The organism is Nocardia sp. NPDC050799 (assembly GCF_040654015.1).
GTDB lineage: Bacteria > Actinomycetota > Actinomycetes > Mycobacteriales > Mycobacteriaceae > Nocardia.
Window position 1 is genome coordinate 68,394 of record NZ_JBFAHF010000006.1, and the last position, 23,758, is coordinate 92,151.

The following is a 23,758-nucleotide window of genomic DNA, read 5'->3' on the forward strand; positions in this document are numbered from 1 at the left end:
GACCGGGCCGGCGGTGCCGGACCCGCGGCGGCCCGCTCGACGGGTGCCGGCAGCGGTCAGGAGCGGCGGGCGGCCCACACGGTCACGGTGAACAGGGCGACACCGAGGGCTGCCAGGCCCGCGCCGACCAGGGCCGGCGCCGTATAGCCGTAACCGGCCGCGATCACCAGACCACCCAGCCAGGCGCCGGCCGCGTTGGCGATGTTCAGGGCCGCGTGGTTGAGGGCCGCGGCCAGGGTCTGCGCGTCGGCGGCCACATCCATCAGCCGGGTCTGCAGTCCGGGCGCCAGCGCGGCGCCCGTGGCCCCGACCAGCAGGGCACCGATTCCGGCGGTGATCGGGTTGTGGGCCGCGGCGACGAAGCCGAGCAGCACGACCGTCATGGCGCCCATGGCCACGAAGATCGATCGGTCCACCCCGCGATCGGCGAGCACACCGCCACCGATATTGCCCAGCACCATACCGACACCGAAGAGCGCGAGCACCAGCGGCACCAGGCCCGGTCCCATACCCGCGACATCGGTGAGGGTGGTGCTCACATAGGTGTAGACGGCGAACATGCCGCCGAAGCCGATAGCGCCCACCGCGAGGGTCAGCAGGACCTGCGGCCGGCGCAGCGCGCCGAGCTCGGTGAGCGGATCGGTGGTCACGATCGCCGTCAGCGGCGGGACGAAGCGCAACAGCGCGACCACCGTGGCCACCCCGATCACCGCGACCACCACGAAGGCGCTGCGCCACCCGAGATGCTGCCCCAGCCAGGTCGCCGCCGGGACCCCGACCACATTCGCGGTACTCAACCCGAGCATCACCGCCGCCACGGCCTTGGCGCGCTGCCCGGCCGGGGCCAGGCTCGCCGCCGCCAGCGAGGCGACACCGAAATAGGCGCCGTGCGGGAGCCCGGAGACGAACCGAGCGGCGACCATGGTGGCGAAGTTCGGCGCGAGCGCCGAGGCGAGATTGCCGATCGCGAAGGCCGCCATAAGGACCACCAGCAGCCGCTTCCGCGCCACCTTCGCGCAGGCGGCCGCGATCACCGGCGCACCGACCACCACTCCGAGCGCATAGGCGGAGACCGCGTGCCCGGCGGTCGGCTCGGAGACCCAGAAAGCCCCGGCGATCTCGGGGAGCAGCCCCATCGTGACGAATTCGGTGGTGCCGATACCGAAGCCGCCGAGCGCGAGGGCCAGCATCGCCGGTACATGCCAGCCGGTGCGCGGAGAAGCAGCGACAGCTGTGCTCGCCGTGGTGGTAGCGGTGGAAGTCACGCTCTCGTGCAACAGGCGACCGGCGGCGAGGTTTCCGCACACCACTGTGAGTTGGGGCACCCGCGACCCGGCGCGAGTGACCGGTATGTCCGGTAGGAACGGCGTTATTCGAGGCGAGACGAATCAGCGATCATCCCGAGTGCGGCGCGGGATGATCGTGGTCACGACCGCTGGTCCCGCCGCCAACCTGCTCGCCTTCGTGGCCGCCGCCACGCTCATCCGTCGCAGTCCTCGGGCTCGGCGTGCTGTTCACCATCGGGCTCGACCTCCGGGTCGATCGATCTGGTCCGGGCAGAGCCAAGAGGAAGGCGCTGACCACTCGCGCCGCGGTCGGCGATACCGGGCCGGCGCCGGGCCGCGGCAGTCCGGCGATACCATCGCCGGGACCGTACGGCGGCGAGCCGGCGGTGCACGCGATACGTGAGCCCCGCGGACGCCGTCCGGGCGGGGCAGGATTCGGATCGAGGACTATGGATGGGCGACACGCAGATCCGTGACAGGCACCTTTCCGGACTCCGGGGCCGGATACCGATCCGCGAGTATCTTCCCGCCACGCCGGACCCGGCGGCCCCGCCGCTGCTGTGGATCCACGGTGGGGCATTCGTCTCGGGCGGGCTCGATCAGTTGGAATCACATGCGGTGGCCCTGCGGGTCGCCGCATCCGGGCGCCGGGTACGGACCGTCGATTACGCGCTGGTCCCTCGGTTCCGGGCGTGGGGGCCGCCGAAGTACCAGCCGTCGGACAACCGGTATCCGGCGCCGCTCGACGATGTACTCACCGCGGTCGCGGACCTGATGGCCGACGAACCCCGGGCCGTGCTCGGCGGTGCCAGCGCGGGCGCCTGCCTCGCCGCATCCGCCGCGCTACGGCTACGCGACTCGACTGGGCCGGGACCGGCCGGGCTGGTCCTGGCCTACGCCACCCTGCACGCCGAACTCCCCCGCCTTCCGGAACCGGTGCGCGCCCGGCTGCGCGGACGGCGCCGGATCGGCACTTTCACCCCGGACGTCATCCGGCGGATGAATCTCAACTATGTGGGCTCGGAAGAACTGCTGCGCGATCCGGACGTCTTCCCGGGCGGGGGCAAATTGACCGGGCTGCCGCCGGTGCTGCTGCTCGACGCCGCCTACGACTCGTTGAGCGCGTCGAGTACGACCTTCGCCGGGGAACTCACCGACGCCGGGATCGAAACCGAGCATGTGATCGTGCCCGGCACGCGGCACGGTTTCCTGAACCGGCCCCGATCCGCCGGGTTCCGGGACGGGACCGAGACCCTGGTGCGGTGGCTCGATCGGCTGACCTAGTGTTCCGGCCCGCCTCTTCATCGAACCGGCCGGAGCACCGTGCTCAGCGGGCGGCCGCGGCCGTCTGCCCCTCGGCCGGATGGACACCGTACTGATCGGTTTCCATCAGATGCGCGATATCGCGGCCGGCCGGGGTCATGGTCAGGTCCGACCTGGTCTCGATGAGGAATGCGCGGTACCCGGGCTGCACATCCTCTTCGGGCCCCTGGTGCAGCAGGCCCTTGGGCGTCCAGGTGACGGTCCCGGGCGTATCGACCGAACCCCACGGCGACGGCCCCATGGCGTAGCAGATGACCTCGTCGAAATCGGCGTTGTGATGGACCGGCGGGCGGCTACTGCGCCGGCTACCGGTGCCGAAGATGAAATCGTTGCCCGAGGTGCTGCTCATGAGCCGCGCGGGGGCGAGACCACCCTCCGCCACGGCGAGGCCCTGCACATGTTCGAGGTTGAAACGAACGACGAGTGGGGCGCCGAGTACATCGAGGCACGGAATGGGATCGACATCGTAGAAATACGAGGTGAAGGTATCGCCGGTGCGGACGACCACCTCGTATTCGTCGTCGACCGGTAGCCCGGGGCGGCCGTGCGGAGTGGGCCGGTCCAGGTGCAGATCGGGATTGAAGGTGCCGGGCGCGCCTTCGGGGTCGAGGTGGAGTTCGGAGGCGGTGACCACGATGAACTCGTTGATCTCTTCGGCGATCTCACCCCACCGGTAGGTGACCGCGCGCGGGATCAGGACGATATCCCCGGCCCGCACGTCGAGCGTGCCCACCTCGGTATCGAGTTCGCCGCGCCCGGACACGATGTAGTGCAGTTCGTCGGACCGGACATTGACATAACCGAAGGACATCGCGGCCGAGCGCCGATTCAGCTCGAAACCGATGCCGTCACCCTCGAGAATCGGGACCGGTAGGGCTTTCGGCTCGGCGAACACACCGGCGGGTAGGTCCCAGGTGTGGAAGCGCCGCGGCACGTATTCGCCACGGGCGTGCAGGAAACGGGGCCGGTACTGCGCGCGCACGATGGTCGTGTTCGGACCGGCGAAACCGTTGCGGGAGAAAAGCTCGATGTTGGGCGCCAGGACTTCGTCCGGCATGCAGCACCTCCGAAACTCGTTGTGCCACAGATCCTAGACCCGCCCCGGACCCCGCGCGCACTTTTGCGAACTCATCTTTGCCCAGGTATCTGTCACCGAAAGTACACTCCCCGCAGGGATTCCGGGTCAGCGCCGGAACGGCGGTACCGGCAGATCGTCACCGAAGATGTCCGGCAGATCGCGCGCCACACTGTCGGGATACCGCGCGGGCCGCTTCTCCAGAAACGACGACACGCCTTCCTTGGCGTCGGCGCTGGCACCCCGGCTGTGGATACCACGCGATTCGACCCGATGCGCGATCATCGGATGATCGGCGCCCAGCCCGCGCCACAGCATCTGCCGCGACAGCGCCACCGAGACCGGAGCGGAATGCTCGGTGATCCGGCGCGCCAGCGCATAGGCCTGTTCCAGCAGGCTCTCCGCCGGATACAGCCCGTAGAACAGTCCGGCCTCATGGGCTTCGGCCGCATCCACGAGCCGGCCCGAATACACCCAGTCCAGCGCCTTCTGCATGGACACCAGGCGCGGGAGGAACCAGCTGGAACAGGACTCCGGGACGATACCGCGCCGGTTGAACACGAAACCGATGCGAGCGTTGTCGGCCGCCAGCCGGAAATCGGCGGCCAGCGTCATGGTGATGCCCACCCCGACGGCCGGACCGTTGATCGCGGCGATGATGGGTTTACGCGATTCGAACATCCGCAGCACCAGTTCCCCGCCACCATCACGGAAGTCCTCGGTCGCCGCGCCCTCGGGGGCGACGAAGGTCTCCGCGCCGGCCGACAGATCCGCGCCGGCGCAAAAGGCGCGTCCGGCGCCGGTGAGCAGCACGGCACGGACCGCGTCGTCGCGGTCGCAGGTGTCGAAGGCCTCGATCAGCTCGTAGCCCATTGCTGTGGTGAAGGCATTGAGTTTGTCCGGGCGGTCGAGCGTGATGGTGGCGATGGAGTCGGAGATATCGAGGCGAATAGCGGCCATACGGGACAGCATGCCATCCGTGTCCCGGATATGGATCGGTTCACCGTGCGGTCGCGCACCGCACGAGAATTTCCGCCGCATCCACCGGCGGGTTGCCGCGCCGCCAGACGGCACGGAACTGCCTGGTCAGCACTACCGAATCGGCCAGCGCGACCTGATACAGCGCACCGGCGGCCAGTTCCGGCGCGGCGACCAGAGTGCTGAGCACCGCCGGCGCCATCCCGCTCCGGGCGGCGGCGACGATGGCGACCGCCGAGCCGAGTTCGGCGGCGGGCGGCGCCGGCGGACCGTAGGAGCTCAAGATCTCCTGGACCGTTTCCCGGGTCCCGGACCCGGATTCGCGCCACAGCAGTGGGGTCGTCGCCAGCTCGCGCAGGCTCACCGGATGGGTACGAGCGGCCCACGGATGTGTGGGTCCCACCACCACCAGTAGTTCGTCCGCGCCGAGCACCCGGCCGCCGAGACCGGGCGGCGGATGCGGGCCCTCGACGAATCCGATATCGGCCGCACCCGTACGCACCATGGCCTCCACCTGGGCCGTGTTGTCGACCTCCAGCGACACCGCGATATCCGGACGGACCCCGCGCAACTCGGCGAGCCACTGCGGCATCCGGTGGTCGGCAATGGTTTTGGAGGCCGCGATACGCAGCCGAGGCGTATCGGCGGTATGCAGGGCGGCGACGGTCTCGTTGAACGTCCGGGCCGCGGCGAGCACCGTGCGCGCCTGATCGACCACGGCGCGACCGGGCTCGGTGAGCGTGGAACCGGTGGGTCCCCGGTCGAGCAACCGTAACCGCAACCGCCGCTCGAGGGCACTGATCCGCATGCTCGCGGCGGGCTGGGTCATCCCGTGCCGCCGGGCCGCGGCGCCGAGGCTGCCGGTATCCGCCACGGAGACCAGCAGGTCGAGCACCGCGAGGTCGGGGGTGGTGGGCGGCAGGGTCACGACATCGATTATGGAACGCCGGTCATCAGGTTTTCTTATGAGGTCCTCCGGAATCGGTGGCTACCGGCGCGCGCCGACGTTCAGCAAGGTCACAGGGGTGAACCAGGTGTATCGCACGTTTCCGGGCCTGACGCTGGCGGCCGCGCTGGCAACCGTGGCCAGCGCACTGGCCGTTGCCGTCCCACTCGCGGGGGCTCCGGTACTGGCCTTGGCCTGCGGGGCGGTCCTGGGTGGCCGGGTCGCACGGTCGGACCGGTTCGGCCCCGGACTGGACTGGGCACGGCAGCATCTGCTGGGCGTCGCGATCGTCCTGATGGGCCTCGGCCTGCCCTTGGACGCGGTGCTCACCGTCGGCCGGGAAACCGCTGTAGTACTGCTGGGCACGCTGGGCGTGGCGGCCGTGACCGCGGTCGTGGTGGGCCGACTGCTGGCGCTGCACCGTGAATCGACGGTACTGATCGCGGCGGGGTCCGCCATCTGCGGCGCGTCGGCTATCGCGGCCGCCACCGCGGTCCTGAAACCGGACCGCGAACGGGTGGCCTACGCGCTCGGCACCATTTTCGTCTTCAATATCGCCGCGGTGCTGGTCTATCCGCCGCTCGGCCGGCTGCTGGGCATGTCGGAGCGGGCGTTCGGACTGTGGGCGGGTACCGCGGTCAACGACACCTCCTCGGTGCTGGCCGCGGGTATCGCCTTCGGCCCGGCGGCGGCGAGTTTCGCGGTGATCGTGAAACTGGTGCGCAGCCTGATGATCGTCCCGCTGTGTCTCGGCCTGCACCTGTCCGCCCGCCGCGCCGCGCCGTCGGCACCGCGCGCTCCGCTGTGGCGCAGTGTTCCGCTGTTCGTCGTGCTGTTCGCCGCGGCATCGATCGTCGCCGGGATCGGCGTGCCGCCGGTCGGCTGGACCGACGGGCTCACCGGCCTCAGTACCTGGCTCGTCGCCGCGGTCCTCGCCGCGATCGGCACCTCGCTCACCTGGCGGCGACTGCGCGCGGCCGGACCGCGCCCGCTGCTGTTCGGCGCCGTCCTCACGGTGACGCTCGCGGTGTCCGCGCTGGGATTGCAGTACGCGACGGGATGGCGCTGACATACACCGCGACGGCCGGCCCGTTCCGTCTTCCGGAACGAGCCGGCCGAGTGTTACTACTCCGGCCGCCCTACGGCGTACTGGGCCGGCAGGCCGGATGCTCCGGCGGGCACGGCGACAGAATGGTCGAGAAGTACTGGAAGGCAGCGAATACGGCGACCGGACCGCCGATGAGGAAGGCGCCGATGATGCCGCCCGCGGCGCCGAGTGTCGCCGCGCCCGCCACGCAGCCGCCGATGGTGGCCCCGACGAACGGCACCAGCAGCAGGGCGATCGGGCTGGACACCAGCGCGCCGGTCGCGGCGCCCAGGACACAGCCGAGGCTGCCGCCGAGCACCGCGCCGATCGCTCCGGCGATGGCGGCGCTCATGGTCGCGCGCTGGGTGAACACACCCAGCGCCTGCAGATCCCGCGGGGTGAACTGCTCGGCGATCTCCGTACCCGCCTGCTCGGGAGTGATCACCGGTGCGTGCACCGGCGCCACCGGGACGCCGCGGTCGCGCTGCGGGGTGAGCACCGCGATGCCGCCGTCGATCCGGGCCGCGATCGGGTAGGCGAGACCGTCCTTGCGGTAGGTCAGCGGGACCGTGGTCAGCGGTGTGTCGTCGACGGCCTTCAGGATCAGCTGGTCACCCGCCTGCTGCCATTTCCCGTTCGTGTCCACCACCGCGGAGGCACCCTCCTGGGTGATCTCGTAGGTGAGTTCCCGCGGTACGGGCGCGGGCTGGGCGTAGGCCGGGGTGGCCGCCGCGCCGAGGGAGGCCACCGCTACCGCGGCCGTCGCTACGCTGGTTCGGAATTTCATGGTGTATGTCCTCATCACTTGATCGAGGCGGGCCGCCGGCGCCGGATCGCGCCGCGGACGTATCGGTGGGCGGGGGTCACCGGCCCGCGGTGTCGACGAGATCGCCGGCGAGCACCCAGCGGTCCCCTTCGAACCGCTGGATCCGCATGGCCTCCATGGGGAATCCGTCGCCGTCGCCGGTGCGCAGGGTGATCCCGGGCAGCAGCAGATCGATCGCGACATCGTCGAGCGAGCGCATGGCGTCGCGCAGCCCCTCGCGGGTCTTGCAGGACGCGGCGTCGAATGTCTTGTGGAAGCTCTGGGCCATGGCCCAGCCCACGAGGGTGTAACCGTCGGCGGGGTCGGCGCCGGGCTGGTACCGGGCCACCTTGTCCCGGTACAGCTTCATCCCGGGATCGCCGGCCCACTGCGGATCGGCCGGGTCCTTGACGAACACCGAGGTGACGACGTTCTGCACATTCGGAAAACCGACCGGAGCGAGCACGCTCATGGTGCTGGAGACCTGGGTGAGGATGTGCAGCGGATTCCATTCGGGATTGCGCGCGTCGGCCGCCAGGGTCTGGGCGGCGAACTTCGGGGTCGCGAAGTTCAGCAGCACATCGGCGTTCGAACCGGCGAGATTGCGCAGCTGCGGATCGACCGTGGGGTCGGTGACCTCGTAGCTCTGTTCGGCGATCACCCGGACCCCGCTGCCCGCGGTGGCCTCGGTGAAGCTGGCCAGCAGATCCTTGCCGAAATCGTCGTTCTGGTAGAGGACGGCGACGGTCGCGTCCGGTTTCCGCTCCCGCACATACCGGGCGAACACCTGCCCTTCCGCGCGGTAGCTGGGCTGCCAGCCGATGGTCCACGGGTGCGCGTCGCCCACACCCCATTGCGTGGCACCACCCGCCACGAAGATCTGCGGGACCTCGCGCTGGTTCAAGTAGTCCCAGACGGCCGCCGACGTGGGCGTGCCGAGGGTGGACAGAACCGCGAACACCTCGTCCTGCTCGACCAGCCGCCGGGTCTCCTCCACGGTCTTGGGCGGCTGGTAGCCGTCATCGCGCAGCAGGTACTCGACCCGGCGCCCGTCGATCCCGCCCTGTTCGGCGTTGATGTAGTCGAAGTAGGCCTGAATCCCCTTGGGGAGTTCGGCATAGGCCGACGCGGGACCGGACAGCGGGAACACACCGCCCAGCTTCATACCGGTCTCGGTGAGCCCCGTGGTCTGCTGCCCGCGGCAGTCACCGGAGGCCACGGGGCCGCCGGCCTCCTCGCGGTCACCGCAGCCGGCGACCGCGAACAGTACCGCGGCCGCGACGGCCACAGCCTGTATCGCTCTAGTGCGCATGGGATCTTCCTTTCCCTGCTCGGTGTCCGAGCCAGTGCGCCGCCCGGCCGACGAGTCCGGCCGCTCCATTCGGCGCGAGGTACATGACCGCGATGATCAGTAGTCCGAAGACCACTCCCGGCGCGGCCTGATTGACGTCCTGGGCGATATTCGGGACGTACATGACGAACAGGCCGCCCAGCAGCGGCCCCCAGTGCCCGCCGAGACCGCCGACGACGAGCCCCGCGAGCAGCGTGATGGAGAGGGTGAGGGTGAACGAATCCGGTGAGACGTAACCGATCACCCAGATGTGGACACAGCCGGCGACCCCGGCGAACATCGCGCCCCAGGCGAAGGCCAGGGTCTTGTAGAACGCCGGTCGCACCCCCATCACCTCGGCCGCGATCTCGTTGTCCCGCACCGCGTGCAACGCCCGGCCCACCCGGGACCGCAGCAGCCCGGCGACCAGCAGGTAGCTCACCACAGTGACCGCGAGCGCCAGGAAGTACAGCCACTGGTCCTCGGCCAGGCCGCTCCAGGTCGGCGGCCGCGGTGTGTCCAGGGTCAGGCCCATGGATCCGCCGGTCACCGATTCGAACCGTTTGAGCAGTGGAACCAGGAAGATCGCGATCGCCAGCGTGACGAGGGCGAGGTACAGTCCGCGCAACCGCAACGCCGGAACACCGAGCGCGAGGCCGAGGACGAAGGCCACCGCGGCCGCGGCCGGCAGGGCCACCGCATACGGAAGGTCCCAGCGGTCCATCATGACCGCCGCGGTGTAGGCGCCGACCGCGAAGAACGCGCCGTGGCCCAGTGATATCTGCCCGGTATGCCCCACCAGCAGATTCAGCCCGAGCAGCGCGACCGCGTAGACCATGGCCAGCGACAGCTGGAAGGTATGGAACGGGGCCAGCTCGAACGGCGCCCAGCAGGCGGCCGCCAGCAGCACCGCCGCGGCAGGCCAGGACGTACCGATCCGCCTCGCCCGGACGCGCGGCACCGCCCGATCCGGGGCCGGAGCCGCCCGATCCGCTCCCACGGTGGAGTGACGAGTTCCCATATCGCTCATACCCTTTCCACCGTCGCGGTGCCGAACAGTCCCTGCGGCCGCAGCAGCAGCACGCCGAGGATGATCATCAGCGGGACACCGATCTTCAGTTCGGTGCCGATCACGTCGAGATAGGCGCCGGCCAGGGTTTCCGCGACACCGACGATCAGTCCGCCGGCCACCGCCCCGCCGGGACTGTCGAATCCACCGAGAGTGGCCGCCGCGAAGGCGTAGATGAGGACCCCGCCCATCATGTTGGGTTCCAGGAACAGCAGTGGCGCCGAGAGCACGCCCGAGACCGCGCCGACGGCGGCGGCCAGACCCCAGCCGAGCGCGAGTACGGTGCCGACCCCGATACCCACCAGCCGCGCGGATTGCGGGTTCGCGGCCACCGCCCGCATCGCCAGGCCGATCCGGGTGTACCGGAACAGCAGGTACAGCAGTGTCATCACCACCGCCACCACGACCAGAACGCCGAGGCTGCCGTAGCCGGCGGTGACACCGCCCATCCGCAGCGACCCGTCCGGGAACGGGTTGGGAAACGATTTCAGCTGATACGACCAGATCCAGCCCGCGGCCGCGTTGACGAAGAAGAACAGTCCGACGGTGACGATCACGAGGGTGAGTTCCGGGGCTCCCTCGACCGGCCGGATGACGATCCGCTCGATGAGCATGCCGCCGGCGAAGGATATGGCGACGGTGATGGGCAGCGCAGCCCAGAACGGCATCCCGTTCTCGACCAGCTGCCAGGCCAGGAAGGCCGAGAACATGGCCAGTTCGCCCTGCGCGAAGTTGACGATGCCGGTGAACCGGTAGATGAGGACGAGCGCCAGCGCCATTCCGGCGTAGAGGGCGCCGGCGCTGAGGCCTTCGACGATCTGTTGCGCGAATCCGGTCACGGTCCCACCCGATATCCCAGGTAGGACTGTGCGACCTGGTCGTTCGCCGCGATCTCGGCAGCGCTGCCGGCCAGCACGATCCGCCCGCTCTCCAGTACGTAGGCCCGGTGCGCGGTACGCAGGGCCAGCGCGGCGTTCTGCTCGACCACGATCACGGTGGTGCGTTCCGCCGCGTTGATATCCCCCACGATGCGGAAGAGCTCCTGGGTCACCAGCGGCGCGAGTCCGAGCGAGGGTTCGTCCAGGAGCAGCAGCCGGGGTCTGGACAGGAGGGCGCGGGCGAGGGCCAGCATCTGCTGCTGTCCGCCGGACAGCTGACCCGCTGTATCGCGCAACCGCTCGCGTAGGACCGGGAAGTAGCCGAGGACCCGGCGCAGATCGGCTTCGACACCGGCGCGGTCGCGCCGGGCGTAGCCGCCCAGGCGCAGGTTCTCCGCCACGGTGAGCGGGGCGAAGGTGCCGCGCCCCTCCGGGACGTGCGCCACCCCCATCCGCGCCAGTTTCTCCGGCGCCCGGCCCGCGACCTCGGTACCCGCCAGGGTCACCGATCCACGGACCGCGATCATCCCGCTGAGCGCGCGGAGCAGGGTCGTCTTCCCGGCGCCGTTGGGCCCGAGTACGGCACACACCTCCCCCTCGGCGATCGACAGCCCGATGCCGTGCAGTACCCGGGCCGCGCCGTACCCCGCGGTGAGATCGGTGACGGTGAGCAGGGGTTCGGCGTTCATGCCGCCGTCCCCAGGTAGGCCGCGACGACGGCGGGGTCGCGCTGGACCGCCGTCGGCGCGCCGTCGGCGATGACCCGGCCGAAATCCAGGCAGACGACGCGCTCACAGAGCCCCATCACGAAACCCATATGGTGTTCGACCACGAGCACGGTGAGATCGAAATCGAGGCGCAGCCCGGCGAGCAGCTCGGCGAACACGCCGACCTCCCCGTGACTCAGCCCGTTGACGGGTTCGTCGAGCAGCAGCAGCCGGGGTCCGGCGGCCAGTGCCCGGGCCAGTTCGATGCGTTTGAGCGTGCCGAAAGGCAGTCCGGCCGCGGGATGGTCGGCGACCTCGCGCAACTCGAGGCGTTCGAGCAAACCGTCCACCTGGGCACGTAGCCGGCGCTCCTCGGATCGGACGGCCGGGAGGAAGAGTCCGGCGCCGAGGAAACCCGCGCGGGCACGGTGGTGCGCACCGACGAGCACGTTGTCCCGCACGGACATACGGGTGAAGAGCCCCAGGTTCTGGAAAGTGCGGGCGATGCCGAGCCCGGTCAGGCGGTCGGGGCGCACGGTCAGCAGATCGGTGCCCTGATAGCTCACCGTTCCGGAGGTGGGGGCACAACGCCTGGTCAGGCAGTTGAACAGGGTGGTCTTCCCGGCGCCGTTGGGGCCGATGAGGCCCAGCATCGCCCCGGTGTCCACGGCGAATCCGACATCGTCGAGGGCTGTGATACCGCCGAATCGGACGGTGAGGCCGGATATGTCGAGCACAGTTCCTCCGGATGATGTGAGCGTGAGCGAAATCCTGTGTGACAGAGCACAGTCCGCCGGACCGGCTATGGGTGAGGTCAGCGTAAGAGCGGCCAGAATGAAACACATCAGCCTCCGCGTCCCAATTATCGACGGCGGAGTTGTCCACCGCGAACAAACGAACTGGGCATAATTTGATACAAACACCCGTTCGTGTTGACTTTCGCCGCGCGGCCGTGGACGATCCCCCTATGTCAGCTGGATCACAGACGGTCGACAGCCCACTTCCCGAGCGGGTGCGCATCGAGCGCACCCGGATCGCCGGCAGTATCTACGAACGCGCCGACGAAATCGCCGACCTGGGTCTTTCCGCGATACTCGCGCAACTCCCCGGATACACCGGCCGCGACGCCGAATTCCACACCGATGTGCACGAGCAGGTCGCCCGGCTGTGCCGTACCGGACTGGGCGCGCTACTGGCCACCCGCCGCGTCACCGCCGCCGATCTCGCCGATACCCGGCGCGCGGCGGTGCGCCGGGCCCGTGCCGGGCTGCCGCTGACCGACTACATCACCGCGTTCCGCCTCGGCCAGCAGACGTTCTGGAAGTCGCTGGTCGCCCACGCCGGCGACGCACCGGACGCCCGGGAGGCGACCCTGTCGATGGTCCTGCCGCTGACCCGGTATTGCGATCTGGTGAGCACCCAGGCCACCCATGCGTATCTGGAATTCCAGCGGCACCGCTCGGCCGACGCGGGCCGCGACGACCGCGAACTACTGGAATGCCTGCTCGACGGCACGCTGCCCGATCGCGGGCCGCTTCCGGCCACCGCGGCCACGCACGGGATCGGGGTGGCCCATCCCGACCGCCTCGTCGTCGTCACCGCGGCGGTGTGCGGTAACCGGGAACACCGCGCCGACACCACCGGCACCGAGGCCGCGCACCGCGTCTCCGTCGCACTCGCCCGTACCACGGTCAACGGACACCGCACGCTGGCGGTGGTCCGCGACGCCGGCACCCGCGCCCCCGAGATCGTCGCCGTCGCCGCCCTCGGCCGCACCGGGACCGCCGAGGAGCTGTGCGCGCGGCTGAAACGCACCCACGAAACCCTTACCGGTGAGGGGATCACGACCGCCGTCGGCGTCAGCACCGTCAGCGCCGGGGTCGAGTCCCTGCCCCGCGCCCGGCAGGAGGCCCGCGCCGCGCTCGACCTGCTCCCGGATGACGGCGGAGTGCTGGCACTGCCGGAGTTGAGCCCGTTCCGGTACCTGGTGCTGCGCTCCGACGAGACCGCACGCAACCTGGTCGATCCACGGATCGCTCGGACGCTCACCGATGATCAGGCCAAGGGCGCGGTCCTCGCGGACACCATCCGCGCGTTCGCCGACGCCGATATGAACCTGCGCGAGGCGGCCGAGGCCCTGCGCATCCACCACAACACCGCCAAATACCGGCTGCGGCGCATCCAGCAACTCACCGGCCGCAATATCCGAAGTGTCACCGATCTGGTGGACCTGCTGGTCGCCCTCGAACTCCGAGCCACTCCGCGGCCGGCCACCCGCGGTCTCTAGCCGCGCCACGCACCGGGCCGAAACCCGCCGCCGGGCACCGTGGGTGCGCTGCGCCGCCATGAACGGCATCCGCACCGCGGTCGACTATGCCCGTGCCCACCCGGACAGGAAAGCGATGGCGATCTGCCTCGAGCTGATATCGAATGGTTCCGGCGACATTCCGCGGCGGTGTGCACCGATTTCCATCTCTTCGAGAACTACCTCGGCTCGACCGACCGGATATCGACGACGAGGTGCGGTGTTACCTGGCGGAACTGCAGCTCACCGACAAGGTCGAGGTGCGGGACGGCCGGTGGTCCACCCTCACGCTGTCCCGAGGTCAGCGCAAACGACTGGCGCTGCTTACCGCGCTGCTCGAGGACCGTCCGATCTACGTGTTCGACGAATGGGCGGCCGACCGGGAGCCCCGGTTCCGCGAGGTCCTCTACCGGGAGATCCTGGACGGGTCGCGAGGGCACGGGAAAACGGTTGTCGTGATCACCCATGACGACCGGTATTCGATTGCGCCGACCGCATCGTGAAACGCGATGTCGGCCGGGTGGTGACACCGGTCGAGGCGAGGGAGAACTGATCACCGGCGCCCCGCGGCGGGACCGGGCAGACGAGGCCGAAACGCCGGGCGGTTCCCATACACTTCCGCAACGGCCTGGGTATCATCTCTCGCCAGACGCGAAAGGCGTACCAGCCGAGCGCTTTCGAGCAGGGGAACCCGCTGCGGCCGGTAAACAGTCGCGCCCGGTTACCGGGCGCACGACCTCAGGGGGTACCTCGAGTGACAAGGCCGAACCGGCTGCAGCCGGCGCACAGACGCGGTAGACACGCCGCCGCCGAGACCAGCGCGTCCCGGATCCCCCTCTACACCGACGAGTTCGCCGCCGATCCACACGGCTGCTACCGGCGGATGCGCGCCCGGTACGGATCGCTGGCCCCGGTGGACCTCGCCCCCGGGGTACCCGCCACCCTGGTCCTCGGCTATCGCACCGCCCTGCGCATCCTCGCCGATCCCACTCATTTCCCGGCCGACCCGCGCGCCTGGCAGCAGAAGGTACCCGCGGGCCTGCCCATCGTCGCGATGATGCGCCATCGCCCGAATACGCTGCGCACCGACGATACCGAGCACGAGCGCTATCGTTCGGTGACGGTCGCGGCGCTCGCCGGTCTCGATCCGCACGCGCTGCGCGCGATGACCGCACGGGCGGCGGTCGACCTGATCAACGAGTTCTGCGCCGCCGGCGGCGCCGATCTCCTCGACCGGTACGTCACCCCGCTGGTGTTCCGGGTGCTCGGCGAATCGGTCGGTTGCCCACCCGCCCTCGCCGACCGGCTGACGCCGGCGCTCACCGCCGTATTCGCTATGCGCACCGACGAGGACGCCGAGGCCGCGGCCGAGGCCGCCCTCGCCGAACTCGTCGCGGCCAAACGCGCCGAACCCGGTGACGACATCACCACCCGCCTCCTCGAGCATCCGGCGCAACTGTCGGACGCCGAACTGGTCGACCAACTGCTCGCCGTCTATCAGGCGGGGGTCGAGCCGACCCGTGATCTCATCGCCAACACGCTGCTGCTGATACTCCTCGACCCGCGGTTCACGACCAACCAGGTGGGCTTCGCACCGCCCACCAGGGCGGCGCTGGAGGAGGTGCTGGCGACCGACCCGCCGCTGGCACATCACAGCATCGTCTATCCCCCGCTTCCGGTGCTGATCGAGGATGTGTGGCTGCCCGCCGATCAGCCGGTACTCGTCAGTCCGGCGGCCTGCCACGACGATCCCGAACGCACGGCCGCCCACCATCCGGGTCACGGCACGGATCTGGCCTGGGGCGCCGGCGCGCACGCCTGCCCGGCGCAGGCTCGGTCCATCTCCTACCTGCTCGCCGAAGAGGCCGTCGACCAGTTGCTGGACGCCCTGCCGGATCTCCGCCCGGCATTCGGCCCGGACGAACCGGTTTGGCGCCCGGGACCGTTCCAGCGGGCGCTCACCGCCCTCCCGGTCACCTTCCCGCCCACCCCGGGCATGACCGTCCTCTGACCCGGTGGCCGCTGTTCATCGCGCATCCTCCGGCTGCCCGCCGGCCGCTGAGCCGGCCGTCCCCTGCCGCGCCGCCGGCCTGGACGGCGGTCGGTGGTCCCAGGCCGGACGCACCCCCGGCACCGCGTCCTCGACCACGTAGGAGGCGCGGGTCGAGATCGGCGCACCCGGACGGCTCACATAGGGCAGCACCCGGAAGTCGGTGCGCCATTCCTGCGCGTCCACCTCGACCCGGAGGTAACCGCGCTGCCCGTTGCAGAACTTCAGATCGGGATTGGCGGCGAGCAGTTCGGTGCCGCGACCGCCGATATCGATACCGTCGCCGCCACTGGTGATCGAGGTTCCGGTGAACTCCGCCGCCACCACCGGGGTACGGGGGTCGACGGGGTCGGCCCGTAGATCGGCGGCGTAGTTCTCGTGCCGGTCGCCGGTGAGCACCACCAGGTTGCGCACCGACCGCGCGGCGGCGGCCAGCACGGCAGCACGTTCGGCGGGATAGCCGTCCCAGGCGTCGGCGGACAGCACCGCGGCGGACCCGGCATCGTGATCGGTGCGACCGAGCACCACCTGATTACCCAGAACCTGCCAGCGCGCGGCGGAGTTCGCGAAACCGGCCACCAGCCAGTCCCGCTGGCGCGCTCCGAGTATCGAGTCACCACGACGGAACTGGCGGGTGTCCAGCATCGTGAACTCGGCCAGATCGCCGAATCGGTAGCGCCGGTGCATCCGGATCCGCGGACCGGCGGGCATCTGCGCCAGGCGCAGCGGCTGATGTTCGTACATCGCCTGGAACGCCGCCGCCCGGCGGGCCCGGAAGATCGGCGCCAGCCGATCGCGATCCACCGATACGCGTGCCGCCTCGCCCGCCCAATCGTCGGCCAGTTCGTGATCATCCATGGTGATCAGCCACGGGAACGCGGCGTGCGCGCGGAGCAGGGCGGGATCGGCTTTGTACCAGGCGTAATGCATTCGATAGCCGGCGAGGTCGCGTGGCTCGTGGCGCAGCCCGGGTTCGATCGGGGTGCCCGGGCGGCCACGTGCGATCGGATATTCGTAGAGGTAATCGCCGAGGTGCACGACGAGGTCCAGGTCTTCCGCGGCCATATGGTCGTAGGCCGTGTAGTGCCCATCGTTCCATGCCTGGCAGGAGGCTATCGCGAAGCGCAACCGGTGGACCGGATGCCCGGCCGCGGGCGCGGTCCGGGTGCGGCCGGTCGGGGAGATCGCCGGCCCGGCCCGGAAGCGGTAGTAGTACCAGCGGGCCGGTTCGAGGCCGCGGACCTCCGGATGCACCGAATGTCCCAGGGCACGGTCGGCGACGACGGCACCGCGGTGCACGACCTGCCGGAACCGGTCGTCGTGGGCGACTTCGTAGTCGACGGTCACCGGCGCGCGGCTCATCCCACCCGAACCGTCCGGGGCGCCGGGGTCGGGAACCAGCCGCGTCCACAGGACCACCCCGTCGGGGGCGGGCTCACCGGAGGCGACCCCCAGCGTGAACGGATCACCCAGGAGCCGGGGCGCCCGGAACCGCGCGCTGCCCGCCGCCGTCGTTCCGGCGAGCAGCAGGGACGCCGCGGCGCCCCCAGCGAGGAAGCGCCTGCGTGTGGTGTCCATGTTTTATGGATCTCGCACCCGGGCGACCACCCCGTGGCGCCCGGATGACGACGCGGTGACCATCGGACGAGCGTTGCCGGAGCTGTCGCGCGGCGGACTCCGGCCGCTAGGACGACACGGAGTTTCGCCTGGTGTAAAGTATCGGTATTCGCCGGTTCTCGGCCCCTCCATCCCCGTTCCGAGCATTCGATTTATGTGTAACCGTCGGTTACACATAAATATCGCTTTCGCGCCACGAGGCATGTGCCCCACACCACCCGGAGCCACCGGTCCATCGACCGCCACCACCTCCGGGCCGTTCCACCGCCCTCCACGACGGTCGACGGCCCGTACCGAACGCCGGAACTCGAGATCGGGCAGACGAACGTATTGTCGCCCATCAAATCGGCCCCCGCGCGAGGGATCCGGCTAGTACGGTATAGCCACCGCATTGCTGCGGGGTCAACGGGAGCGGTGGGAAAGGCGGGGCAGGATATGTTCGATCCGGTATCGTCGTCAACCGGAGTTGTTCCGTCGCAGGCTGATATGCCCGCTTCGGCACCGCGTGCCGGACAACTACCGAGGTATCTACGCCGGATGCGCCTCGATGCCACACCGTTGCTGGCGGGCGACACGCTCGACACGCCGACCGCCACCGGGGCCCCGACGGACCCCCTGACCGATGATCCGGCCCTGGCGTTCCGCTATCGCAGCGCCGAACCGATCGACTGGGAGGGCACCACGGTCCACCCGCTCTACAGCGAGCAGTTGTCCACCACGACAGCGGCACTCACGGTCACCCTGCTGTCGGCCACGCCGCCCGCCGGGCTGACCGGTGTCGGCATCGGTCTGTCCATGGTGGACGGGTACATCGATATCGACGGTCGCCGGCTGGCCGGTGTCGACATCTGGCGCGACGCCCTGGAGCGGGGGATCACCTTCGATCTGACCGCGAACTCCCCCGGCACGCTCTTCGTACTGACCCCGGTCTGGGCCGATGCCACCGGGGAAGCGCGGTCCTGGTCGGGAAACTACGGCATCGTGGTCGAACGCACCGATAACGACCGCACCGTGCTGTGGTGCAGTATGGGCGAGGGGCCACCGCATTTCGCGGATCTGGTGGTCGAGGTCCGCAGTACCCCGCTAATTCCGAATCCGCGGCTGTCCACTCCGGGGACAGGCATCGTACCGTCGGTATCCGTGCCCGCCACGCGCGACGCGTCCGGCGGGGGAAGGATTTCGCGCCCGGCCGCCGGCGGTACGACCACGGTCCCCGCCGGCCCGGGACATCGCGCCGCGGGCGCCGGGCACCCGGTCGCGGACAGCGGCGAACCGGAAGGCTACCCGTGCAGTCTCGCGGATCTGGTCCTGCATTCTCCGGACGTCGGCGGTGCCGATATTCTCATCGAGCCCTTGGAAGGCATCGACGAATTCTTCGACTACTCGTCCCTGTTCGACGAACCGGTCCCCGACCCCCTGCCCGCGCTCACGTTTTCCGGTCCGGCGACGCTGCTCACCGGCCCCGAACAGTGGTATCTGCGGACCTCCGAGAACAATACGGACGCCGATCCGGCCGCCACCCACGGCTGGGCCGACTCGCCGGACCAGACCGGCCTGGTCCCGGTGATCAGCGGGGCAGACCTGCCGGATTACGGCCCGGAACCGGTCCGGGAGCCGCGCACCGGCGGCGAACCGTCCGTATTCCCCCTGCCCGCCGCCTATTTCACCGTGTCGCGAGCAGCCCACGGCATCCCGGAGGATGAACCGACGGCCACCGGCGACGAATCCTCGGCGGCCGATACCATCGCCGACGGTTCACTCGCCCCGTTTCCAGCCGACAACAGCGCAGCCGCCACCGGCAGCCCGGACCGGCTCTACGATCTGGGCGCGGCGCGGTGCGCGGCGGGAGACGACGAGCAGGCCGCGCGGTGGTGGGCCGAAGCCGCCGATGCCGGGCATCTGGACGCCGCCTACGATCTGGGCGCTCTCTACTACCGGCACGACGAATTCGATGCCGCGCAACGCTGGTGGCGGGTCGCGGCCGGGCGCCGGCACATCCGAGCCATGGCATGCCTCGCCGATCTGCTCGAGCAGCGCGGCGCCGTCCCCGAGGCGCGGATGTGGCGGACCCAGGCCGTCGCCGAAGAGGTCCTCGCCAATGCCGCCCAGATCACCGACTCCTTCGCAGTGCCGACCGCGGGCCGGTGAGCGCCACCGAGCGGGCAGTTCCGCGGGCAGCGCTCATTTTCGGTGGCGGCGGCGGTCAGAGGTGGTGATACTTCCGGCAGGTCACCCCTTGACCTGAACCAATGTCGAGGTTGTTGAGTACATGACTATGGAATCCACCCGGCGCTCCGCCGCCGAGCCCGCGGCCCGTCTCGATTTCGGCGACCCCACCGTGCGAACCTTCGCGCAACTACTGGTGAACGTGCTGCTGGTGTCGTTCATCAACTTCACCGTCTGGTTCGGCATCACATTCTTCGTGTACCTGGAGACCCGATCGGTCTTCGCCACCGGGATGATCGCCGGCATCTTCCTGGTCGCCATGGCCGGCACCGGGGTGTGGTTCGGCAGCATCGTCGACCACCACCGCAAGAAGAGCGTTATGCAGGTGTCCGCGCTTGTCTCGCTGGGAATCTATGCCGTCGCGCTGGTCTACTATTCGATCACCCCGGCCGAGGAATGGCGTGATCCGGCGAGTGTCCGGCTGTGGGTCTTCGTGGTTCTCGCGATGAGCGGGGTGATCGCCGGTAGTCTGCGCACGATCGCGCTGCCCACCGTGGTCACCGCCATGTTCGACGAACGCCACCGGGATCGGGCCAACGGGCTGGTCGGGACGACGACCGGTATCTCCCACCTGGTCACCTCGGTGGCCAGTGCGCTGCTGGTGGGCTGGAACGGCATGCTGGGCGTGCTGGTACTGGCCGTCGTCGTGCTCACCGTCGCGGTGGTGCACCTGCGCGGATTGATACTGCCGGAATCGCTGGCCCAGGCCGCCGCCGCGGGCGAACCGCAACGGGTCGATCTGCGCGGGACCGTCCGGGTCATCCGCGGGATCCCCGGTATGGTCCCGCTGATCGTGTTCTCGGCGTTGAACAACCTGCTGTTCGGCGGGCTCATGGCCCTGATGGACCCGTACGCGCTGTCGATGATGTCGGTCCAGGCGTGGGGCGTCATCTGGGGAGCGCTCAGCGCGGTGATGATCGTCGGCGGGCTGCTGGTGGCCCGCACCGGGACGTCATCGAACCCGGTGCGGTTGATCCTGCTCGTCAATCTGGCCCTGTGGGCGGTCATGCTGATCTTCCCGATCCAGGATTCCGTCCTGCTGCTGATCGGCGGAATGGCCGTGTTCATGGTGCTCATGCCGTTCGCGGAGGCCGCGGAGCAAACCGTGCTGCAGAAGGTTGTGCCCTATCAGCGCCAGGGCCGGGTCTTCGGCTTCGCGCAGAGCGTCGAACAGGCCGCCTCGCCGCTCACCGCGTTCCTGGTCAGCCCGCTGACCCAGTTCTTCTTCATCCCGTTCATGACCACCGGACCGGGCGCCCGCTCGATCGGCGGCTGGTTCGGCACCGGCGAGGCCCGCGGTATGGCACTGGTCTTCGTACTGCTGGGTCTGCTCGGTCTACTCTTCACCGGCTACGCGCTGAGCAGCCGGCACTACCGGCGACTGAGCCGTAGCTTCCGCGCCGGTGCGGAGGCCGCGGCGACGACCGGCGCGGCGGGCCCGGTCGCCCCGGTCGAGCCCGGGCTCGCGGAACCGGGCGCCCTGCCCGGCCGGCGGCACGACATACCGTGCCCGCAGGGCGCGGAAACCGCCTGATCTCTCGCGGCGACGAGCCTGCGGGCCCGGCGGCCGGCGGCACCCGAAATTCGGTGGACCGGTCCGCCGGGCCTGCCTAGGGTAAGGCCCCATGGGATCTTTGGGCAGCAACGGAGTGTGCGCGGTCGGCGCGCATTACATCCGGCAGCGCACGGCAGCTCGGACTCTGCCGGTGCACCCCACACTCCGCTGACCGATCCGGGCAGTCCCCATCGCGGGACCGCTCGGCGGTAAACGGCGCCGGTTCACTCGAACCGGCGCCGTCGCGATCGTTCGGCGCCACTGCGCGCCGCCTCCTGCCCCGGCATGGGTCCGGGCGAATCAGCGTCTGTCGATTCGGCCCACTCCTCGGAGGATCCCATGTCCCGCCCTGCCCAGGGTCCGCGTGCCCGCACGTCCGCGACCCGCAAGCGGCTGTCCCAGAATTTTCTCACCGACCCCCGGATCGCTCGCCGTATCGTGCGGGCCTCCGGTATCGGCCGCGACGATCTCGTCCTCGAGATCGGTCCCGGGGACGGTATGCTCACCCGCCATCTACTCCCCGCCGCGGCCCGGGTGGTGGCCTACGAGAAGGACCCGCACTATGCCCGCCGGCTCGCCGTCCGGTACGGCGGTGACCGCCGTATCCACGTGCGGAACCAGGATTTCCGCTCGGTCGTCGCACCGCGCGAACCGTTCGCCGTGGTTGCCAACATCCCCTTCGCGGTGAGCACCGATATCGTGCGCTGGTGCCTGGCCGCGCCGCGGCTGACCTCGGCGACACTGCTCACCCAATACGAATTCGCACGTAAGCACAGCGGCGACTACGGCCGATGGACCAAATTGACCGTCACCCACTGGCCGGAGTCGGAACTGACGCTGGGCGACCGCATCGACCGCCGGGAGTTCTTCCCGATTCCGCAGGTGGACGGGGCGGTGCTGCACATCGCGCGGCGTCCCACTCCGCTCCTGCCCGCCGCGTCCCACGCGCAGTACCGGCGCCTGGTCGAACTCGGCTTCTCCGGCGTCGGCGGGTCGCTCGCCGCCTCGTTGCGTCGCGTCCACCCCGCGCGCGTGGTCGCCGCGGCGTGCGCCGCCGCCGCGATACCGACCGACGCGCCGGTGGGCCTGGTGCCGCCGGACGCGTGGCTCACGCTCTATCGACGGCTGCACGGCACGCGCGATCCCGGCCGGGGCACCGCGCGCCACTGACCCGGACACGACGACGGGGACGAACCCCGAATGGATTCGTCCCCGTCGTCCTGGGCAAGTGTCCCGTCTACACCGGCGTGAACTCGCGATCGGCGATATACGCCGGCCGCCGGGCCGGCGCGGCGAACGGTTTCTCCAGCGTGTTCTCGACACTGTTGAACACCAGGAAGATATTCGACCGCGGGAATGGCGTGATGTTGTTGCCCGACGCGTGCATGATATTCGAATCGAACAGTAGCGCCGAACCGGCCGCACCGGTGAACTGGGTTATCCCGTACTTATGGGCCAGGTCGGTGATATCGGCCTTGGTCGGCACTCCGGTCTCCTGCTCACGCAACGACTCCCGATAGTTGTCCGCCGGCGTCGCGCCCTGGCAGGGCACGAACGTCCGGTGCGACCCCGGCATCACCATCAGGCTGCCGTTGTACGGGTAGTTGTCGGTCAACGCGATGGACAGGCTCACCGCCCGAGGCGAGGGCATGCCGTCCTCGGCATGCCAGGTCTCGAAATCGGAATGCCAATAGAAACCGGTGCCGAATCCGGGTAGATAGTTGACCCGGCTCTGGTGGATGTACACATCCGATCCCAGTACCTGCCGGGCCAGGTCCACGACCCGTGGTTCCCGCACCAGCTCCGCCACCACCGGACTCAGTTTGTGCACCTCGAAAACCGAGCGCACCTGCTGCGACGATTTCTCCACGATGAGCCGGTCATCACCCCGCAGATCAGGATCGCTTGCCAGCCGGTCGATCTCGGCGGCGTACTCGGCTACCTCCTCGGGGGTCAGCAAACGATCCATGATCGCGAAACCGTCGGTATCGAACGCAGCCAGCTCCGCGTTGCCGATCCGGCCCCACACAGTCGCGTCGTGCCGCTCCTGCAGCGGCAGACGCTCGGCGGTTCTGGTCGGATAGCGATCGATCCGATTGTCTACCAACGTCGTTCGTCCTTCCTCTCAGTCGGCCGGAACGGCGATCAACGGATAAACGCCGTTCTCGTCGTGCACCTCCTGCCCCGTGACAGGAGGATTGAACACGCACAGCATCCGCATCCGTGTCCGGGTCCGCACCTCGTGCTTTTCGTGCCCGTCGAGCAGGTACATGGTGCCCGGGGCGAGGTCGTAGGTGCGGTCGTTGGTCAGGTCGTGGAGGGTGCCTTCACCCTCGACCAGCCAGACCGCTTCCACATGGTTCTGATAGTGGAAGACGTGAGAGGTACCGGCTTCGATGGTCGTCTCGTGAAACGAAAATCCGACTCCATCACCGCCCAGCACGATCCGCTTGCTCCGCCAGTTCTCGGCGCCGACATCGCGGTGGGTGCCGGTGATCTCCTCGGTGGTGCGCACGATCAT

General features: G+C 69.5%; 21 protein-coding genes. 8 read left to right on the forward strand and 13 right to left on the reverse strand.

The features are described 5' to 3' along the window. Positions 1-56 precede the first annotated feature (56 nt). Positions 57-1,190: an MFS transporter gene (locus AB0H42_RS08595; protein ID WP_357052266.1), complete on the reverse strand. Its 1,134-nt coding sequence runs from the start codon at positions 1,188-1,190 to the stop codon at positions 57-59. 549 nt (positions 1,191-1,739) lie between these two features. Here AB0H42_RS08595 and AB0H42_RS08600 point away from each other — a divergent pair. Then, positions 1,740-2,570, forward strand: coding sequence for an alpha/beta hydrolase (locus AB0H42_RS08600; RefSeq protein ID WP_357051874.1), 831 nt, complete (start codon positions 1,740-1,742; stop codon positions 2,568-2,570). A gap of 43 nt (positions 2,571-2,613) precedes the next feature. Here the strand turns inward: AB0H42_RS08600 and AB0H42_RS08605 are convergent, their stop codons facing one another. The 3 genes from AB0H42_RS08605 to AB0H42_RS08615 form a co-directional block, all read right to left on the reverse strand. Next, positions 2,614-3,666 carry a homogentisate 1,2-dioxygenase gene (locus AB0H42_RS08605; protein ID WP_357051877.1) on the reverse strand — a complete coding sequence of 351 codons (1,053 nt, stop codon included), beginning with the start codon at positions 3,664-3,666 and terminating at the stop codon, positions 2,614-2,616. Positions 3,667-3,792: 126 nt separating this feature from the next. After that, entirely contained in the window at positions 3,793-4,644 is an 852-nt protein-coding gene (locus tag AB0H42_RS08610) for a crotonase/enoyl-CoA hydratase family protein (protein WP_357051880.1), read from the reverse strand. A 40-nt stretch (positions 4,645-4,684) separates the two neighbouring features. Continuing rightward, a complete protein-coding gene (locus AB0H42_RS08615) occupies positions 4,685-5,590 on the reverse strand; it encodes a LysR family transcriptional regulator (RefSeq protein ID WP_357051883.1) in 906 nt (301 codons plus the stop codon). 37 nt (positions 5,591-5,627) lie between these two features. Between AB0H42_RS08615 and AB0H42_RS08620 the strand changes: the two genes are divergently transcribed. Further along, positions 5,628-6,677, forward strand: a complete 1,050-nt coding sequence (locus tag AB0H42_RS08620; RefSeq protein ID WP_357051886.1) for a putative sulfate exporter family transporter — start codon at positions 5,628-5,630, stop codon at positions 6,675-6,677. Between the two features lie 70 nt (positions 6,678-6,747). On the opposite strand, the gene AB0H42_RS08625 is transcribed toward AB0H42_RS08620, so the two are convergent. The 6 genes from AB0H42_RS08625 to AB0H42_RS08650 form a co-directional block, all read right to left on the reverse strand. After that, positions 6,748-7,482: a hypothetical protein gene (locus AB0H42_RS08625; protein ID WP_357051889.1), complete on the reverse strand. Its 735-nt coding sequence runs from the start codon at positions 7,480-7,482 to the stop codon at positions 6,748-6,750. A gap of 76 nt (positions 7,483-7,558) precedes the next feature. Then, complete coding sequence (locus tag AB0H42_RS08630; protein WP_357051892.1) at positions 7,559-8,812, reverse strand: ABC transporter substrate-binding protein; 1,254 nt, start codon at positions 8,810-8,812, stop codon at positions 7,559-7,561. Next, complete coding sequence (locus AB0H42_RS08635; protein WP_357051895.1) at positions 8,802-9,860, reverse strand: branched-chain amino acid ABC transporter permease; 1,059 nt, start codon at positions 9,858-9,860, stop codon at positions 8,802-8,804. Before AB0H42_RS08635 ends, AB0H42_RS08630 begins: the two co-directional genes overlap by 11 nt. Further along, positions 9,857-10,738 (reverse strand): branched-chain amino acid ABC transporter permease, encoded by an 882-nt coding sequence (locus AB0H42_RS08640; RefSeq protein WP_357051898.1) that lies wholly within the window; start codon positions 10,736-10,738, stop codon positions 9,857-9,859. The genes AB0H42_RS08635 and AB0H42_RS08640 overlap by 4 nt, the downstream gene beginning before the upstream one ends. Then, entirely contained in the window at positions 10,735-11,466 is a 732-nt protein-coding gene (locus AB0H42_RS08645) for an ABC transporter ATP-binding protein (protein ID WP_357051901.1), read from the reverse strand. The genes AB0H42_RS08640 and AB0H42_RS08645 overlap by 4 nt, the downstream gene beginning before the upstream one ends. Continuing rightward, entirely contained in the window at positions 11,463-12,221 is a 759-nt protein-coding gene (locus tag AB0H42_RS08650; protein WP_357051904.1) for an ABC transporter ATP-binding protein, read from the reverse strand. The genes AB0H42_RS08645 and AB0H42_RS08650 overlap by 4 nt, the downstream gene beginning before the upstream one ends. Positions 12,222-12,451: 230 nt before the next feature. Here AB0H42_RS08650 and AB0H42_RS08655 point away from each other — a divergent pair, with 230 nt between their 5' ends. The 3 genes from AB0H42_RS08655 to AB0H42_RS08665 all read left to right on the forward strand — a co-directional run bounded on the left by AB0H42_RS08655 (position 12,452) and on the right by AB0H42_RS08665 (position 15,800). Then, positions 12,452-13,771 carry a helix-turn-helix domain-containing protein gene (locus AB0H42_RS08655; protein WP_357051907.1) on the forward strand — a complete coding sequence of 440 codons (1,320 nt, stop codon included), beginning with the start codon at positions 12,452-12,454 and terminating at the stop codon, positions 13,769-13,771. Between the two features lie 233 nt (positions 13,772-14,004). Then, on the forward strand, positions 14,005-14,292 hold the full coding sequence (locus AB0H42_RS08660; RefSeq protein ID WP_357051910.1) for a hypothetical protein: 288 nt from the start codon (positions 14,005-14,007) through the stop codon (positions 14,290-14,292). A gap of 251 nt (positions 14,293-14,543) precedes the next feature. Continuing rightward, complete coding sequence (locus tag AB0H42_RS08665) at positions 14,544-15,800, forward strand: cytochrome P450 (RefSeq protein WP_357051913.1); 1,257 nt, start codon at positions 14,544-14,546, stop codon at positions 15,798-15,800. Positions 15,801-15,815: 15 nt separating this feature from the next. Here the strand turns inward: AB0H42_RS08665 and AB0H42_RS08670 are convergent, their stop codons facing one another. Beyond that, on the reverse strand, positions 15,816-17,417 hold the full coding sequence (locus AB0H42_RS08670) for an alkaline phosphatase D family protein (protein WP_357051916.1): 1,602 nt from the start codon (positions 17,415-17,417) through the stop codon (positions 15,816-15,818). A gap of 576 nt (positions 17,418-17,993) precedes the next feature. Between AB0H42_RS08670 and AB0H42_RS08675 the strand changes: the two genes are divergently transcribed. The 3 genes from AB0H42_RS08675 to erm all read left to right on the forward strand — a co-directional run bounded on the left by AB0H42_RS08675 (position 17,994) and on the right by erm (position 22,407). Continuing rightward, positions 17,994-19,604, forward strand: coding sequence for a hypothetical protein (locus tag AB0H42_RS08675; RefSeq protein WP_357051919.1), 1,611 nt, complete (start codon positions 17,994-17,996; stop codon positions 19,602-19,604). Between the two features lie 121 nt (positions 19,605-19,725). Beyond that, positions 19,726-21,216: an MFS transporter gene (locus tag AB0H42_RS08680; RefSeq protein ID WP_357051922.1), complete on the forward strand. Its 1,491-nt coding sequence runs from the start codon at positions 19,726-19,728 to the stop codon at positions 21,214-21,216. A gap of 360 nt (positions 21,217-21,576) precedes the next feature. Beyond that, positions 21,577-22,407 carry a 23S ribosomal RNA methyltransferase Erm gene (erm, locus tag AB0H42_RS08685; RefSeq protein ID WP_357051925.1) on the forward strand — a complete coding sequence of 277 codons (831 nt, stop codon included), beginning with the start codon at positions 21,577-21,579 and terminating at the stop codon, positions 22,405-22,407. Between the two features lie 67 nt (positions 22,408-22,474). On the opposite strand, the gene thpD is transcribed toward erm, so the two are convergent. Together thpD and AB0H42_RS08695 are read right to left on the reverse strand one after the other, a co-directional pair. Beyond that, positions 22,475-23,296, reverse strand: coding sequence for an ectoine hydroxylase (gene thpD, locus AB0H42_RS08690; protein WP_357052269.1), 822 nt, complete (start codon positions 23,294-23,296; stop codon positions 22,475-22,477). A 66-nt stretch (positions 23,297-23,362) separates the two neighbouring features. After that, entirely contained in the window at positions 23,363-23,758 is a 396-nt protein-coding gene (locus tag AB0H42_RS08695) for an ectoine synthase (RefSeq protein ID WP_063058599.1), read from the reverse strand.

Excerpts from the sequence above, each read along its gene's own strand:
- AB0H42_RS08595 (WP_357052266.1), bottom strand. The coding sequence starts at position 1,190 with ATGCTGGCCCTCGCGCTCGGCGGCTTCGGTATCGGCACCACCGAATTC.
- AB0H42_RS08600 (WP_357051874.1), top strand. The coding sequence starts at position 1,740 with ATGGGCGACACGCAGATCCGTGACAGGCACCTTTCCGGACTCCGGGGC.
- AB0H42_RS08605 (WP_357051877.1), bottom strand. The coding sequence starts at position 3,666 with ATGCCGGACGAAGTCCTGGCGCCCAACATCGAGCTTTTCTCCCGCAAC.
- AB0H42_RS08610 (WP_357051880.1), bottom strand. The coding sequence starts at position 4,644 with ATGGCCGCTATTCGCCTCGATATCTCCGACTCCATCGCCACCATCACG.
- AB0H42_RS08620 (WP_357051886.1), top strand. The coding sequence starts at position 5,628 with ATGAGGTCCTCCGGAATCGGTGGCTACCGGCGCGCGCCGACGTTCAGC.
- AB0H42_RS08625 (WP_357051889.1), bottom strand. The coding sequence starts at position 7,482 with ATGAAATTCCGAACCAGCGTAGCGACGGCCGCGGTAGCGGTGGCCTCC.
- AB0H42_RS08630 (WP_357051892.1), bottom strand. The coding sequence starts at position 8,812 with ATGCGCACTAGAGCGATACAGGCTGTGGCCGTCGCGGCCGCGGTACTG.
- AB0H42_RS08635 (WP_357051895.1), bottom strand. The coding sequence starts at position 9,860 with ATGAGCGATATGGGAACTCGTCACTCCACCGTGGGAGCGGATCGGGCG.
- AB0H42_RS08645 (WP_357051901.1), bottom strand. The coding sequence starts at position 11,466 with ATGAACGCCGAACCCCTGCTCACCGTCACCGATCTCACCGCGGGGTAC.
- AB0H42_RS08655 (WP_357051907.1), top strand. The coding sequence starts at position 12,452 with ATGTCAGCTGGATCACAGACGGTCGACAGCCCACTTCCCGAGCGGGTG.
- AB0H42_RS08670 (WP_357051916.1), bottom strand. The coding sequence starts at position 17,417 with ATGGACACCACACGCAGGCGCTTCCTCGCTGGGGGCGCCGCGGCGTCC.
- AB0H42_RS08675 (WP_357051919.1), top strand. The coding sequence starts at position 17,994 with ATGCGCCTCGATGCCACACCGTTGCTGGCGGGCGACACGCTCGACACG.
- AB0H42_RS08680 (WP_357051922.1), top strand. The coding sequence starts at position 19,726 with ATGACTATGGAATCCACCCGGCGCTCCGCCGCCGAGCCCGCGGCCCGT.
- erm (WP_357051925.1), top strand. The coding sequence starts at position 21,577 with ATGTCCCGCCCTGCCCAGGGTCCGCGTGCCCGCACGTCCGCGACCCGC.
- AB0H42_RS08695 (WP_063058599.1), bottom strand. The coding sequence starts at position 23,758 with ATGATCGTGCGCACCACCGAGGAGATCACCGGCACCCACCGCGATGTC.